General features: G+C 38.5%; 18 protein-coding genes, 1 pseudogene and 2 riboswitches. Of the genes and pseudogenes, 8 read left to right on the forward strand and 11 right to left on the reverse strand.

From position 1 onward, the window contains the following. Positions 1–34 precede the first annotated feature (34 nt). From EEJ45_RS10910 to EEJ45_RS10930, 5 genes are all read right to left on the reverse strand, one after another. Positions 35–550 (reverse strand): 1,2-dihydroxy-3-keto-5-methylthiopentene dioxygenase, encoded by a 516-nt coding sequence (locus EEJ45_RS10910; protein WP_124564846.1) that lies wholly within the window; start codon positions 548–550, stop codon positions 35–37. Beyond that, the gene (locus tag EEJ45_RS10915) at positions 528–1,157 is read right to left on the reverse strand and encodes a methylthioribulose 1-phosphate dehydratase (RefSeq protein WP_124564847.1); all 630 of its coding nucleotides are present in this window, start codon (positions 1,155–1,157) and stop codon (positions 528–530) included. Before EEJ45_RS10915 ends, EEJ45_RS10910 begins: the two co-directional genes overlap by 23 nt. Continuing rightward, positions 1,129–1,812, reverse strand: coding sequence for a 2-hydroxy-3-keto-5-methylthiopentenyl-1-phosphate phosphatase (locus EEJ45_RS10920; RefSeq protein WP_124564848.1), 684 nt, complete (start codon positions 1,810–1,812; stop codon positions 1,129–1,131). Before EEJ45_RS10920 ends, EEJ45_RS10915 begins: the two co-directional genes overlap by 29 nt. Continuing rightward, positions 1,809–3,050, reverse strand: a complete 1,242-nt coding sequence (gene mtnW / locus EEJ45_RS10925; protein WP_124564849.1) for a 2,3-diketo-5-methylthiopentyl-1-phosphate enolase — start codon at positions 3,048–3,050, stop codon at positions 1,809–1,811. Before mtnW ends, EEJ45_RS10920 begins: the two co-directional genes overlap by 4 nt. Positions 3,051–3,101: 51 nt before the next feature. Continuing rightward, positions 3,102–3,206: riboswitch (SAM riboswitch) on the reverse strand. 42 nt (positions 3,207–3,248) lie between these two features. Beyond that, positions 3,249–4,439: a pyridoxal phosphate-dependent aminotransferase gene (locus tag EEJ45_RS10930; RefSeq protein WP_124564850.1), complete on the reverse strand. Its 1,191-nt coding sequence runs from the start codon at positions 4,437–4,439 to the stop codon at positions 3,249–3,251. Between the two features lie 193 nt (positions 4,440–4,632). On the opposite strand from EEJ45_RS10930, the gene EEJ45_RS10935 reads away from it, so the two are divergent. The 4 genes from EEJ45_RS10935 to EEJ45_RS10950 all read left to right on the forward strand — a co-directional run bounded on the left by EEJ45_RS10935 (position 4,633) and on the right by EEJ45_RS10950 (position 8,137). Beyond that, positions 4,633–5,412, forward strand: coding sequence for a carbon-nitrogen family hydrolase (locus EEJ45_RS10935; protein WP_124564851.1), 780 nt, complete (start codon positions 4,633–4,635; stop codon positions 5,410–5,412). A gap of 70 nt (positions 5,413–5,482) precedes the next feature. Next, a riboswitch (SAM riboswitch) is annotated at positions 5,483–5,624 on the forward strand. An 81-nt stretch (positions 5,625–5,705) separates the two neighbouring features. Next, positions 5,706–6,881, forward strand: a complete 1,176-nt coding sequence (gene mtnK / locus EEJ45_RS10940) for an S-methyl-5-thioribose kinase (RefSeq protein WP_124564852.1) — start codon at positions 5,706–5,708, stop codon at positions 6,879–6,881. Next, complete coding sequence (gene mtnA / locus EEJ45_RS10945; RefSeq protein WP_124564853.1) at positions 6,878–7,924, forward strand: S-methyl-5-thioribose-1-phosphate isomerase; 1,047 nt, start codon at positions 6,878–6,880, stop codon at positions 7,922–7,924. The genes mtnK and mtnA overlap by 4 nt, the downstream gene beginning before the upstream one ends. Positions 7,925–7,987: 63 nt before the next feature. Then, complete coding sequence (locus EEJ45_RS10950; protein WP_124564854.1) at positions 7,988–8,137, forward strand: YvrJ family protein; 150 nt, start codon at positions 7,988–7,990, stop codon at positions 8,135–8,137. Between the two features lie 46 nt (positions 8,138–8,183). Here EEJ45_RS10950 and EEJ45_RS10955 read toward each other — a convergent pair whose 3' ends face one another. The 3 genes from EEJ45_RS10955 to EEJ45_RS10965 form a co-directional block, all read right to left on the reverse strand. After that, positions 8,184–8,786, reverse strand: coding sequence for a DUF955 domain-containing protein (locus EEJ45_RS10955; RefSeq protein ID WP_124564855.1), 603 nt, complete (start codon positions 8,784–8,786; stop codon positions 8,184–8,186). 135 nt (positions 8,787–8,921) lie between these two features. Next, positions 8,922–9,182 (reverse strand): hypothetical protein, encoded by a 261-nt coding sequence (locus EEJ45_RS10960; RefSeq protein ID WP_124564856.1) that lies wholly within the window; start codon positions 9,180–9,182, stop codon positions 8,922–8,924. Positions 9,183–9,243: 61 nt separating this feature from the next. Next, on the reverse strand, positions 9,244–9,564 hold the full coding sequence (locus EEJ45_RS10965) for a hypothetical protein (RefSeq protein ID WP_124564857.1): 321 nt from the start codon (positions 9,562–9,564) through the stop codon (positions 9,244–9,246). A gap of 702 nt (positions 9,565–10,266) precedes the next feature. Between EEJ45_RS10965 and EEJ45_RS10975 the strand changes: the two genes are divergently transcribed. Then, positions 10,267–10,722 (forward strand): RDD family protein, encoded by a 456-nt coding sequence (locus EEJ45_RS10975; protein ID WP_124564859.1) that lies wholly within the window; start codon positions 10,267–10,269, stop codon positions 10,720–10,722. Positions 10,723–10,970: 248 nt separating this feature from the next. Beyond that, positions 10,971–11,195 carry a hypothetical protein gene (locus EEJ45_RS10980; protein WP_124564860.1) on the forward strand — a complete coding sequence of 75 codons (225 nt, stop codon included), beginning with the start codon at positions 10,971–10,973 and terminating at the stop codon, positions 11,193–11,195. 20 nt (positions 11,196–11,215) lie between these two features. On the opposite strand, the gene EEJ45_RS10985 is transcribed toward EEJ45_RS10980, so the two are convergent. Continuing rightward, positions 11,216–12,382, reverse strand: coding sequence for an aminotransferase A (locus EEJ45_RS10985; protein WP_124564861.1), 1,167 nt, complete (start codon positions 12,380–12,382; stop codon positions 11,216–11,218). Positions 12,383–12,466: 84 nt separating this feature from the next. Here EEJ45_RS10985 and EEJ45_RS10990 point away from each other — a divergent pair. Beyond that, positions 12,467–12,677: pseudogene (locus EEJ45_RS10990) on the forward strand (CorA family divalent cation transporter); the annotation flags it as partial. A gap of 119 nt (positions 12,678–12,796) precedes the next feature. After that, positions 12,797–13,774 (forward strand): HD domain-containing protein, encoded by a 978-nt coding sequence (locus EEJ45_RS10995; protein ID WP_164464261.1) that lies wholly within the window; start codon positions 12,797–12,799, stop codon positions 13,772–13,774. Positions 13,775–13,906: 132 nt separating this feature from the next. Here the strand turns inward: EEJ45_RS10995 and EEJ45_RS18445 are convergent, their stop codons facing one another. Beyond that, entirely contained in the window at positions 13,907–14,053 is a 147-nt protein-coding gene (locus tag EEJ45_RS18445; protein WP_164464262.1) for a hypothetical protein, read from the reverse strand. A 134-nt stretch (positions 14,054–14,187) separates the two neighbouring features. After that, positions 14,188–14,958, reverse strand: coding sequence for a DUF3967 domain-containing protein (locus tag EEJ45_RS11000; protein ID WP_124564864.1), 771 nt, complete (start codon positions 14,956–14,958; stop codon positions 14,188–14,190). Positions 14,959–15,122: the final 164 nt, after the last annotated feature.

The following is a 15,122-nucleotide window of genomic DNA, read 5'->3' on the forward strand; positions in this document are numbered from 1 at the left end:
TGCATAAAAAAACCTGCGCTAGATGCGCAAGCTTTTATGCATAAATGGGAACCCAGCCTTCAGTCGTAACGAAAATCCGTACCGCAACAACTTGACGATCTTCCATTAATGTAAAGTAGTGACGAACATTTTCAGGCACAGAAATTAAGTCTCCTGGTTGTAGTTCTACATCAAAGAATCGGCCGTCTGTACCTTGGATGACGAAGATGCCGTGTCCGCTAACGATGAAGCGAACTTCATCATCTGTATGATGATGTTCACGTTGGAAGTTTTGTAAAAGCTGCTCTAAGTTTGGTGTGCTCTGTGATAAGGAAATTACATCGCTTGCTTGATAGCCGCGTCGAGCAGATATATCGGCAATTTCAGTAGCAAAAGTATCCAAAATTTCTTGTTTGTTCTCATCTGTTAAAGCAAAGTTTTCTTGCAAATGCGTTGGCAATTTGTCGATATCCCATTTTTCATAGATAACGCCTTGTGATTCCAAGAATGAAACAACCTCAGCATCTGTTTCGATACGTGTATTTATTTCATGAATGCGAATTTGTGCCATGATAAGCTCCTCCTTGTAATGAACATAATTTTAAGTGAAAACGAAATAAAAACTCGTATGCTTCTAAACGTCTCTTGGCATCAAAACCATTTTTCCCCCATACTGTAATGCCATGGTTTCGAATGAGCACAGCACCTGTATCTCCTGTGATATGAGGAAGAAAAGTTTCACCAAGAAGAGGAATGTCAGCATAGTTTTCAATAATAGGAATTGTAATTTTTGCTCCTTCTTCCCATATATCAAGTGCTTTAATAATCTCTTGATTGCCAATTGTTACTTCATGCTCGTATAGAGAAGAGATAACATTGTTTTCTATCGTATGAACATGTAGGACACAGCCAGCTTTAGTTTGATTATAGATATGAACATGTAAAAGCGTTTCTGCTGAGGGACGCAAATGGGTCTCTTCTATCGCACGACCGGTCTTATCTACTAAAAGAAAATCTTCCGGAGTTATTTTGGTTTTATCTTTCCCACTAGCTGTAATGAGAAATTGAAGCGGCTCATCACTTACTTTTATAGAAATATTGCCGCTTGTTGCGGGGAACCAGTCTTTAGCGGCTAAATCTTTTTTTATTTCACTCAACTCGTTCCAATATTGTTTCATGTTGCACCCCTAATCTCTGAAGCAAGTAATCTTGAATATCGTAAAACGTTTCGAATGGTATGCAAGGTATCTCAAGTTCATTACATTTTGTTAGTAAAAAGTCACGTGCGAAGACGAGGTCGGCCTGTTTAGCGGCCTGTAAATCTGTAATGGAGTCACCGATGATAATTTTAAGCGCATTCTTTTTACCAAGTCTTCTAAGAAGAGAAGGCTTGCAAAGACCGCAATCGTTTTCGCAAGCTTTGTCACAAGCATGAACCCAATCTATACGTATGTGAGAACCTGAGAAATCAGTTGCGTTACAATAAATTTGTTCCTGTGAAACTGACGTTTCCAATAGTGGGTGTACAAAAAAGTCCATACCTCCTGAAATAACATAAAATTCCAGTTCGTACCTTTGAGTAAAAGCTATAAACTCTTTAAAGCCTGCTCTAATTCGCGCTTTTTGCTGCAGGAAATGAATAATATCATGTTTTAACTCTGTTGAAAGAAGCTGAAACATTTGACTTACACCATCTCGGATAGAAAGATCTTGGGATAATACTTTATTTTTGATGTCTTCTGTTTGAGGTGGCCCAAATTCCTTCATAATCGCGACGATATTGTCTGTTTCAGTAATTGTTCCATCAAAGTCGCAAAAGATTTGAATCGTCATATTTTCACCTCTTCGGAAGGGTTTCCCCATAAATACAAGGCTTTTTGCAGAGCATCATCTTTGTACTGACTTAGTGGTATGCCTTGAAGAGTTGCGTCGATTGCTGCTCGGAAGGAGCGCCCACCCGCCGCTGCGCCGTCTGGGTGACCATGTACCCCGCCGCCTGCGTTGATAATGGAGTCTAGGCCAAAATCGCTAATTAGAAGCGGAACGAGTCCCGGATGAATACCTGCAGATGGCACAGGAAATGTTTGTTTATAAGTGGCAGGTTCTTTCAGAAATTGGGCGATTTGCAGAGCGTCTTTTCTATTTAGGGCGACACTGCCATATGGCGACGGAAACAAGGAGAAATCTGCACCGCATAGGCGAAGCAATTTTCCAAGTAAAAGCGGTGTTGAAATACCATAAAACTCCGACGAGGTTAGGGCACCGCTAACAGCAGGATGGGCCATAATTGGAATAGTGATATCCTTGTCTTCTGCCAGTGACTGCAAAACGTCAAGACCGTAAGCAAAGACATTAAATAAAAGTACATCAGCACCGGCTTCTACCGCGCGCTTTGCTTTCTCTCTTAAATCGAATGTGCGCCCTGATAAGTTAACAGCATACAGCGTCTTTGTTCCTTGCGTTTCATATATCTCTTGTAAAACTTCTTTGCCTGCTGTAATGCGTTTCGTAAAAGGAGTTAAGGGATTATCAAATAAGATTTCATCATCTTTGACTAAATCGACACCTCCTAAGGCTTGCTCTTTTAGCTGTTCTTTTAAAAATGACAAGTCGCGTCCGAGTACGCCTTTAAAAATGCTCATAAGAAGTGGTCGATCATGTACATTCACAAGCGTCCGAATTCCGTCTATTCCAAACTTAGGTCCAGGAAAAGCAGCTAAGATGTCGTCAGAAAATGTGACGTCGACAAGTTTGATTTCGCCATCCATTGAAAGTTTTCCAAATACTGTTGTTAAAATTGCCGGTAGGTCAGGAGAAAAGTTTAGGCTTGGATAATGAATTTTAACTAGTCCGCGTGTGACCGGCTTACCGAGATAAGCATCAGCTTGTTCATCCGGCTCCAATTCTTCGATACTGATAATAGTTCCTTTATATTTTTTTAGTTGTTGTTGCTCTAATAAGGGTAAATCGGTCCAAGATCCTACTGTGAGACCAAGTGCGATTCCCTCCGCTTTCTTTATTAAATTATGTTGCTTGTCGTGTATGAAGTATGTAGCAGTTACGCCCATTATGATTCCTCCTCAATAAAAAAACCTCTCGACAAGGAGAGGTTTTTTTCTGCATCCTTATCTTTCAGCATTATGCTGCGAGAATTAGCACCGTGCTTACTAGGTAAGTCGGTTGCCGGGCTTCATCGGGCTCGTCCCTCCGCCTGCTCTTGATAAAATGGCTTTATATTTTTTGAATAATTGGATTTTCGCAAAAAAAAGTCAGGATGTCAATGCTTTTTTGAAAATTCCTAATTGCGAGATTCGATTAACTGCCTCTCGTAGGCGTTCTTCTGTATGCAAAAGACCTACCCGTACATAACCTTCACCGTGTGAACCGAAACCAGAGCCGGGTGCTACCGCGACATGAGCTTGCTCAAGCAGAATGTCTGCAAATTGTTGCGAGGTATAACCCTCAGGTACTTTAAGCCATGCAAAGAATGACCCTTCTGGTGCAGTTACTTCCCAACCAATTTGATGACAAGCCGAAATGAGAGCATTTCTACGAGATTCGTAACAAGCAACTAATTCCGTTACACAATCTTGCGGTTGTAATAAAGCTTGACGAGCCGCTTCTTGAACAGCACCAAAGATACTGACATACATATGATCTTGCAATACATTCATTCCTTCAATCACGCTTGCATTTCCAACTGCAAAGGCGATACGCCAGCCTGCCATATTATACGTTTTGGAGAATGTATAAATTTCAATTCCGACATCCTTTGCACCTGGTGTTTGTAAGAAGCTAAGAGGTTTTTTACCTTCAAATCCAATCGCACCATACGCAAAATCATGGCAAATTAAAATGTCATGTTGTTTTGCAAATGCAACAGTTTCATCAAAGAATGCTGGTGTTGCAATTGCGCCTGTAGGATTATTAGGGTAGTTTAAAAACATCATTTTAGCTCGTTTTGCTACATCCCGGTTAATAGATCTGTAGTCCGGAAGAAATTGGTTTTCCGCCAATAGAGGCATCATTTCCATGTTTACACGTGCTAAAGCTGCGCCGGACCAGTAATCTGGATAACCTGGATCTGGAACCAGAATACTATCACCAGGTTCTGTAAAGCAAATAGGTAGCTCTACAAGACCGGCTTTACCCCCGAATAATATAGCAACTTCGGTTTCTGGGTTTACTGTTACCCCGTACTCTTTGGCATAAAAGTCAGCAACAGCTTGTTTCAAGGAAGGGTGACCACGAAAAGGTGGATATTTATGATGAACAGGTTCGGCTACTGCCTGTTGTAATGCTTGAATAATATGATTCGGCGTGGGCTTATCAGGGTTTCCTTGTCCCAAATTAATTACATCATGACCCTGTGCTATCACTGCATTTACCTTCTGTACCAGTCCTGCAAAGAATTGCTTAGGTAGCGAAGTTAATGTCGTGGAGGGTTTGAAATGTTTCATGTATTTCACCTCTTCGAAAAATTGTTGCAATTCTAGTGAACAATCATATATTCTTGTTGGGAGTTTGTAAAGAAAAATATAAACAGTGCTTTCTAGATGGAGACTAAGAAGTGTGCACGAAGGAAGAGGAGTTTTATCAGTGTGGCAAGAAGCGTAGATATGTGCGGAAGATGATGAAATAGGGGGGCTTGTGATGAAAGTAGCTTGTTTGCAAACCGATGTAATATTTGGTGATGTTGAAAAAAATATAGAACTTGTAGAAGTGATGCTGAAGGAAGCAATGCTAGGTAAGCCAGATATAGTAGTGCTTCCAGAGTTGTGGTCGACGGGGTATGACTTACAGAGATTAAATGTATTAGCCGATGAGAATGGAAAAGCCATGCAAGCCGTATTTAGTAAATGGGCAAAACAATTTGCTGTCACAATTGTGGGCGGATCGATTGCAAAGCGCATTGGAACCGATGTTACTAACACCATGTATGTCTATAATAAGCAAGGTGAATGCTTGATGGAATACAGTAAAGCACACTTGTTTCAACTGATGGATGAACATAAATATTTAACAGCAGGTAGTACAACAGGAATATTTTCTATTGAGGACACGTTGTGTGCAGGTTTTATTTGTTATGATATTCGCTTTCCTGAATGGATGAGAACGCACACAGTGGCAGGTGCAGAAATTTTATTTGTTGTGGCTGAGTGGCCCCTACCTCGTTTAGCGCATTGGGAGACATTATTGCGTGCCCGTGCTATTGAAAATCAGTGTTATGTGGTTGCTTGTAATCGGGCTGGTGCAGATCCAAATAATGTATTTGCTGGTAACAGTCTCGTTATTGATCCGTGGGGAGAAATTGTTGCACGCTTGGGACAGGAAGCGGGAATTTTATATGGAGAACTTCATAGAGAACGCGTGAAAGAAGTACGCAAAGGCATCCCTGTCTTTGCTGATCGGCGCAAAAATATTTATCAATAAACTATTGACAAAATACTTTTATTCTTGTTATGCTCGTTTTCGTAATCTTGAAAATTTCTGAAAAATAAAACTCTTATCTAGAGCAGGTGGAGGGACTTGGCCCGATGACACCCAGCAACCGACCGTAATACCATTGTGAAATGGGGCGATGTATTCGCCTGTAAGGCACGGTGCTAATTCCAGCAGAAAGAAAACTTTCTGACAGATAAGAGGGGAGAAGTTGCCTTCAAACCTCTTTCGTCGCGAAAGGGGTTTTTTTAAACCCCGCTATCATACATTTTGGGGGAATTTATATGACATATCAACCTTTGAACGAAGTAAAAGCGGTTTTATTGGCAAGAAAGTTAGGATATTTTACAGATACAGAGACTATAACTTGCCGTGAGATTGGAGACGGAAACTTAAATTTGGTATTTCATATTACAGGAACAGATAAAAGTATTATTATTAAACAGGCGTTACCATATGCAAAGGTGGTTGGGGAAAGTTGGCCACTTTCTTTAAAGAGAGCAACTATCGAGAGTCAAGCCTTGCAAATTCAGGCAAAATATGTACCTCATCTTGTTCCGCAGGTGTATTATCACGATGAACAGCTAGCTGTTACAGTAATGGAAGATTTATCGCATCTAACGATTGCAAGAACGGGTTTCATTGAAGGGGAAACATATCCACTTTTATCTGAACACATTGGTGAATTTTTAGCAAAGACTTTATTTTATACATCTGATTTTGGAATGGATACGCAGAGAAAAAGAGTGCTGGATGGTAACTTCATCAACCCGGATTTATGTAAAATTACCGAAGATCTCGTTTTTACAGATCCATTTGCCGATATTAATACAAATGCATTCGAAGTCGCTTTACGACCGCAAGTGGAAGAGTTATGGGGAAATGAAGAATTGCGTTTACAAGTCGCACAGACTAAATATAAGTTTTTAACTTGTAAAGAGGCTTTACTTCATGGCGATTTACATACCGGTAGCATTTTTGCTTCAAAGACGGAGACAAAAGTAATTGATCCGGAGTTTGCTACGTATGGACCAATGGGGTTTGATATGGGCCAATTTTTTGCAAATTTATTACTAAATGCGATTTCTCGCCCATATCACGAGCGAACTATTTTATTTGAACATATAGAAAAAACTTGGTTCGTTTTTGTTAGAATTTTTACAGACTTGTGGAAAAAAGAAGGAAAAGAAGCCTATACAACGAGTGAAAAGTGGCTAGAAAATATTCTTCAAAGTATTTTAAATGATACGGTTTTGTTTGCAGGATGCGAAGTTATTCGTCGTACGATTGGATTGGCACATGTTGCAGACTTAGATGGTATAGAAGATGAAGTTAGCAAAATTCGTGCCAAGCAACATGCACTTCGTTGTGGAAGTGCTCTATTACTGAGCAAATTTCCTGTACATATCTCTGTATTTAAAAATGTATTGATACAAACAACTGATGAGGTGACAGCATGACCGTAGGATTAAATGTACCGCGCTCTGTTCAATGGACCGGCCAATCTATTATTTTGTTAGACCAAACCAAGCTACCGCTCGAGGTGTACTATAAAGAATTAAAAACAGTGACTGAGGTGTGGAATAGCATTGTTGCTTTAGAGGTTCGGGGAGCGCCGGCTATTGGTATTACAGCTGCATTCGGTCTGGTACTTGCTGCTCAAGCAGCAAAAGCGGAGGAGATAGAAGAATTTTTCCAAAGCTTTAACACGGCAAAATCGTATTTAGCTAGCTCAAGACCTACAGCAGTCAATTTATTTTGGGCACTGAATCGTGTAACTGCCGCAATGCAAGGGGCTTTATCAGTGGGTGAAGCAATTGCTTTGGCAGAAGCTGAAGCAATTGCAATTCAGCAAGAAGATGAAGAAGTGTGCCGTGCGATCGGTGAGCATGCTTTAACGCTTTTTAATGATGGAGATGCTGTATTGACAATTTGTAACGCAGGAAGTATTGCTACAGCTCGTTATGGAACAGCATTGGCTCCTTTTTATGTGGCGAAGGAGAAAGGGTTAAATATAAAAGTATATGCAAGCGAAACGCGTCCAGTGCTGCAAGGTGCACGTTTAACTGCTTGGGAGTTGCAACAAGCAGAAGTAGATGTAACTTTAATTACGGATAATATGGCTGCAAGCACAATTGCTAGTAAGAGTATCACAGCAATTATTGTGGGTGCAGACCGAATTGTTGCTAATGGTGATACTGCAAATAAAGTTGGTACTTTTGGCTTAGCTATATTAGCCAAGCATTTTGAGATTCCATTTTATGTAGCGGCTCCTTTGTCTACATTTGATGTATCTTTACAAACTGGTGCTGATATTGTAATTGAAGAGCGCTCAGCTGAAGAGGTTACACATATGCAAGGTGTTCGAACAGCACCTGAAGGAATTGCAGTATACAACCCGGCTTTTGATGTAACGCCTCATCATTTAATAACAGGTATTATTACAGAAAAGGGCATTATAAGGGGAGATTTTGAAGTTGAAATAAAACATTTATTTTTATAAGGAATTACTTTTCCCTTTTTCTCTAGTAAAGAGTTATTTATATAGAGAAAGGAGGGAAAACTTATGGAGGAATGGGTTCATTTAGTCGGTAATGTGGGCTTTCCAATTGTCGTTACTTTATATCTGCTTCATCGTGTTGAAACAAAGCTTGATGCAGTGGTAGTTGCCATTGAGAAGCTTCCTCAGCATATGCAAACTATGAACAAAAGTTGAAATATAAGACAAAAAGGGCCATCATTGGTCCTTTTGTCTTGTAGTATTATTTACGCAACAGCGGGCTATTGAGAGCGACTTGAAGTTGGTTAGAGGTGAGTAGTGGGAACTTGGAGCGTGTATGGTAGGGGCCCGGAACAATCCCATGCATTAAATTAAAAGGATCTGGATGGTGAGGAGATCCTAGTGGGCAATCAGGATCGGCATTTGTTAGACGTGTGTTTTCGTTACGTGTTAATAAAATATGTCCGATTTCATGAGGAAATGTATACATATTTGCATATGATGCAGCGGCATTTGTTAAAATAATAAATCCTTTCCATGTATCATAATAACGCTGAGAATATGCGCAACCAATGACGTGCGGCTCTATGAAATAATTTCCGCCGACGTAGCAAACATAAATCTCTGAATTCGGTGCGACCTCTAGACAACTTTGGAGCATAGTGTGAACTTTGGGTTGTTGAGCGAACGGCAATGTATAGCTAATTTCACGATCATAAAAAATAAAGGGAAGTTGCTTCATCTCATCTAATTGGAATGTAATTGGACGCCAAATGGAATTTGTTAACATTACATCTCTCGCAAGTCGATTGTTTCTTGTGTGGGCATGCTGAGTTGTGAAAATACTTATATTAATATAAGTCATATAACACCTCAAATAAGTGATGTAACAATATATGTAGAAAAGGTGGATATGCCTGTATATTTGTCCTATTTTTGTATAAATCGGAGTCAATAAAAAAATATGAAAATGGCGGGGGGAAGCCGACATTTTACTATTTTAAATAAATTTTTTTAAAGTTTTTATATCGTTCATATGAGTTTTTTGCGTATGGTTAGATAACAGAGGTGGAAGGGACATATTTTCTTTTCCAAGTAATGCATTTAAATTGTTAAGCATATGCAGAAATTGTTCATCTGTAACCATTTTACTGGCATGTAAATAGCAAGCCATAGAATAGGCGATTGGACTTGTGTCTATAGTGACATTCATATTTACGTTAGAGTTTCCGCTGTTAGATACACTGGCGCGACTGCGCATGTCATCATCCTCCTTTAATAAGAAGCAGACCACAACGAGTAGTCTGCTTTTTATACTCCCATTATAATGATTCGTTTTCTCTTACTAGTCTGTTTAGCAAAGGTAATAGGTTTGATAGCAATTCTTCGTTTGAAATACTATTTGTTGTTGGAGAAACAGCTGTTTGGCCGCCTTCCAAGTCCCCGCGATTTTGAAGAGTAGACCCTAAATTTAAATTAACATTGGAGTTACCACTCTCTTGTACATGGGCGTGTACGTGTGCTGCTTTTTGATTTTCAGCAGATCTTGTTGTACCTAATACATCCTCTACCTCATCCGTTACACCTGCAACAAAATTTTGCCCTAAAATATTTGCCAAATTATTTCTGCTTCGTCTAGCCAAACTAACCTCTCCTTTATCTGTCGTTTCAATATGGTTACACCATACAATATGCAAATAGGGACAAATGGACATGGACAAATGAACTAGTACAAACGTTGGTTTTTGTACTGGCATTTTGTATGTAGTGGAAAAGGTGTAACTATATAAGTCTACGTCGTTTTTTGACATCCAAACAGCAAGAAAATCACAGCACCAGAACGCCTCGCTACGTATGTATGTTCTTACTTGACACTCGTACCTTTTAGGTCCTAACCGCAACTATATATTGCCGGTTCTTCTTTCCCACCAAAAAAATATTGGTTTTTCTAGTTGCGCTTATATATACATATTTTGGTGTTAGTGTATGGTCATGAAATAGTAGATAATAAACAAAAGGAGGCATTGGATGTTTCTTGTTATTTGTATTACAGCTTGCTGTCTGTCTCTTCTATTAACAAGTTTGTTTCACAACACAATCATTCCATACATACCTTCCTTGCTATATGCGCTAGGAAGTATATATTTTTTATGGTTGCACTTTTATATAAGCGATACAGTAGGAAAAATGTTATGCGGTTGGGCGGTTTTATTTGGAATTACTGCGTTACTTACCTTTTGTGTATCTGCATGGATGGAAGAAAAGAGAACGTGTTGATTTAGTTTACAACTGCAGAGTGACATGTTACGATGAGATTTGTAAATGATGGGGAAAGGTGAATAGAAATGAAGCTTAAAATACACAAATCAGCATTAACAATGACTCGCATCGGAGCAGCTGCAATAGATATGTTTTTAATTTCTTTTGTGTATGGAGTAATTGTAGCTGTTGCAACAGGAAATTATAGTGCGGTAGCTAATCGTTTTTATGTTAGTTTTGGAAATTATAAGTACGATCTAATATTCGTTTTAGTGTTGATGATAGTATATTTTGTATTTTTACCACTGGTATGGAATGGATTTACGGTGGGGAAAAAACTTACACGTACACGTATTGTGATGGAAGACGGTGCTCAAGCAGGATTAAGTACACTGCTTCTGCGCTTCATTGCAATTGTTCTGCCAAATATTATTTTGCTTGGAATGCCTGCTATTGTGAATATATACATTATGCTATTTCGCAAAGATAACAAAGGTTATCATGATATTGTAACAAAAACAAAAATTGTATCTGTTTTGTAATAATTGATTTGTAAAAATAATTTAAATCTTGTGCAAAATTTTACAAAATTCGATATGGTTAACAGGTATAATAGTTTTTATATAGGACTGGCATCTCCTATATAAGTACCCTCCATTGAGAGGCGCGCATCGATGAGCGTGCCCTTTTTTTATGGGACAAATCGTTCGAAGGTTACCTTGGTCACACAAATGTTAACGCTTTCATATTATGATTAGTGTTACAACAAGATGTGATGGAGGTGACATGAATGGAGAATATGACAAAATTCTTCCTTGCAGCGTTTGTAGGATGGCTATGGACGATGACTGCAGGAACAATTGATAGCTCTCTTACTTCTTTTTTCCACTTTTTCAATATCACTGCGTTAGATGGGTTTATCGATTTTCTGAAATATATGGTGATTTTTATTGGTTGGTTTGCGGTTGCGTTCTTTGGGTGGCGTGTGCTTTCAGACGCATGGAAACAAGACTGACCAATGTAAAAGAGAAGGAGTTATTTCCTTCTCTTTTCTTGTTCTAAGAACACTTGTAATCGATCGCAACCTTCTTTTAACATTTCCATGCTGTAAGCGTAGGAAAGACGAATGTAGCCTTCGCCATATTCTGAGAAAGCACTACCCGGTACAACTGCCAAACCAGCTTCTTTTACAAGGCGCATTGCAAAGGAAAAGGAGGTTTCCCCAAATTGTCCGATGTAAGGGAACAAATAAAAGGCACCGCCAGGATGTTGTACATCAAGTCCCATTGCTGTTAAACGATGGTATACATAGTCGCGTCGTTTCTTATATTGATGCCGCATCATACGAGGAGCCTCTTTTGCTCCTGTCAAGGCTTCGATTGCAGCGTATTGTGAAATAGAAGTAGCGCATGTTACGTTGTATTGATGAACCTTTAACATATGTTTGGTAATATAAGCAGGAGCAAACAAGAAGCCGATGCGCCAGCCTGTCATAGAGTGAGACTTTGACAGACCATTAATTACAATTGTTTTATTACGCATTGCCGGAATTTGCGCAATAGAGTGATGCGATCCCTCATATACCAGTTCGCTGTAAATTTCATCTGAGAGGACAAATATATCTTTGTCTTGTAAAACAGTTGCAATATCTTGTAATTCTTCCTGTGTTAACGTAATGCCGGTTGGATTAGAAGGATAAGGAAGCACTACACAACGTGTTTTCTCAGTGATAGCAGATGCTAGTGCTTTAGCAGTTAAACGAAAACCTGTATTTCTTACATCTACAAAAACAGGCACGGCTCCGCATAAACGAATAATGGGTTCATAGCCCGGATAAATAGGTGCTGGCAAAATAACCTCACACCCTTCCTCTAAAATGGTGCGAAATGCAGCATCAATCGCTTCACTTGCCCCGGCAGTCACAATAACTTCATCTATTGGTTCATAGGTGAGAGAATATCTTTCCTTGAGAAAGTTGGATGCTGCTATGCGCAACTCAAGCATGCCGGCATTATGTGTATAACTGGTCACATTATCAGATATGGCACGTTTGCCTGCTTCCTTGACAAATGATGGTGTCGGAAAGTCGGGTTGTCCAATTGTTAAGGAGATAAGGTTATCATATTCTTGAATCATATTAAAAAAGCGCCGAATACCAGAAATCTCGATGTTTTGTACACGTGTATTTAATAAATGTTCCATGTTAAGCAATAGCCTCCGTCATTAAGGTGTTTTTATTGTAACACATTTTTTAGTTCAGTTAGGTCTGAAATATTATGTGTGTTATCCATAACATCGGATTTTGCAAATGATATTATGAAAAAACTAACAATTATTTCAACAATTTTTATGCCATTAACATTTATAGTAGGTGTCTATGGAATGAACTTTAAATTTATGCCTGAACTTGGGCGGAAGCCTTCTTATTTTATTTTACGTTTGTTGTAATGGCACTTTAGTATGGTGGATGTACATGTGGTTTAAGAAAAAAGGTTGATTTGATAAATAAATACAACAGATATAGTATCTTTTCCCAAACGTTTTTCAAAAAAGTGAATATAATACCAAACCTATCATATGTATGTTGATAATCTTACGAAAACGGGTGGTGAAAGAATGCGGCAAACGTTTAAACAAGCATTCATATATGAGCCTTTGTATCGTTATGAAGTGACTGCACTTCCGCATGAACTCGAACTATTTCAAAGTAAAACGTTGAGAAGACTTAAGTTTTTAACACATTATGGAACGGCTTCTCTTTTTTCATCTATCATGCATTCGCGCTTGGATCATACAGTAGGTGTATGGTCTATTATTGCCCGTTTTTTTCCACAAGAGCAAGAGTTGCGGTTGGCAGCACTTCTTCATGATATTGGGCATTTGCCGTTTTCTCATGCAGTGGAGAAAACCTTGGGGTTTAATCATCATCAAAATACAGAAAAATTAATAGAGGAAGGAGAAATTGCAGGGACTTTAAGAAAATATGGGTTCAAACCAACAAGCATCACCACGCTTTTAAACCAGAATACACCATTGACTAATACGACGTCATATTTAGGAGCGGATCATTTTGATAGTTTTTTGCGAGATGCATATTTTGAAGGTGGGACTGTGCATAACCCATATGAACTCGTAAATAAAATTCATTTTAATGGAAATGTAATTGAAACAGATGTAGAAACAGGATTGCATATTATGGATGCAATGGTTGTTGATCATACTTCATTTTTAAGTCCGTATGCGTTAGCAATAGATGGATTATTAGCAAAAGCAATTGAAGCTTACAGTGAGTTTCATAGTGTAAATATTTCATTTATTGAACCGTTGACTAATTATGAGCTGATATATCATTTGCAAACGAGTGAATCTCCGCTTGTTAAAGAGTTAATAAAAATTATATTATGGGAACCTTATCGCATTTCTGTTTCAGAGGAAATTAAAAAGGAAGCGCTGCAGGTCGAAGTGAAGAAAATTTACGACAAAGAAGTGCTGGTAGACGGAAAACCAATTACGTTAGTTTCTCAAGTAGCACGTGAAAAATTGCAGCAAATTCGTGATCTGCAGAAAACATATTATGTTACGTATGAAAAATAAAAGGTATATGTAGGAAGTAAGAAGAGTTTACAGGGAAAGAATATAAGGGTAGGTATAATTCCCTTGGGTTTTCTATTGCTGTATGCTCTAGATACGTATAAGATACAAAAACACCCCGTAGTCGGGGTGTTTTTAATAACCGTAATCCCAATCAATTTCATTTTCACACCAGACCATTGTAGTAGCGGATGGTAGGTAAGAGGTTTCAAAAGTGTACTTGTCTACATCCTCTAGAATTGTAATACAATCATCTTGTAAAAAAACAGCTGTTCCTTTCATAAACCAACGTCCCCCTTTAATAGTACTACTATTATAAATAGTATGCGAATGTATGAGTAGTAGCTATAGGCAGGACAAGTGTGTCAAAAAGCTGTAACAACTTTTGTTTCAAAATGTTCACTTTTTATTACGTCTTATGGGCGAGAAGGTGCTTTATCAGACTTAAAGCGTGTCAAAATATTACGAATGGATTTAAATACCGTTTGTTCTTTTGATGCGGCAATCATTCGTTTTGTTTCCTGCATTTCTCGAATGAGCTGCATAAGCTGCTCATCTCGTGTGGTTTCCTTTTTTTGCATGTGATTGAATAGCTTTCCCATCTTTTCCTCTTGCTTGGCTTCTTTCTTATATAGGTGATTGAGTAAGTTGTTCAATTTTGCTTCTTGTTTATCTTCATTCTTGTGTACATGATGTACCAAATCGTGAATCAATTCCTCTTGTTTAGACTCCTTTACATACACTTGTTGCATCAATTCATCTAACTTATCATCCTTTTGCCGATTTTGCGAAATTAACGTGGAGTTTTGATGAATGATGGCTTCATTTAGTTGCGCTAATGTATCCAGCTTTCCCATGAACTCATCGAATTTTTTGTTTTGTTGTTGAATGGTAATGCTCACATCTTCTACAGAAGTGATGGGCTTTACAGGAACAGGTATCGACGTATCTTGATGTTTATCTTGTAGTAATGAAACAACAGCACTATGTATATCTTCGTTGAGCCCTTCAACCTTCTCGTGTAAGGACTTGATCAAGCGTAAATCTTCATTTGTATATAAGCGTGTGTTGGAAACCGTATGAAACTCGAAGCCATATTGCTCCAAGATTTGACTGTATTTCCGTATCATATTACCAGGAATGCCAATCTTATTAGAGGCATCCTTTGTTTTAAAAGTCCCGCTCATAAGCCAATTCCCCCTAAAAAATAGTTCGTACTTACAAATTCCACCTCTTTATTTATTCCTCCTTTGAAAAAGAATGTCGGATGACTGTAAGTTTTCTACAAGACTCGCTTAAAAGAGTGAAAAGGTGCCAAAAAAATAGAGAAAAATGTTGTAATTTGGCATGA

The organism is Ectobacillus antri (assembly GCF_003852715.1).
GTDB lineage: Bacteria > Bacillota > Bacilli > Bacillales > Bacillaceae_G > Ectobacillus > Ectobacillus antri.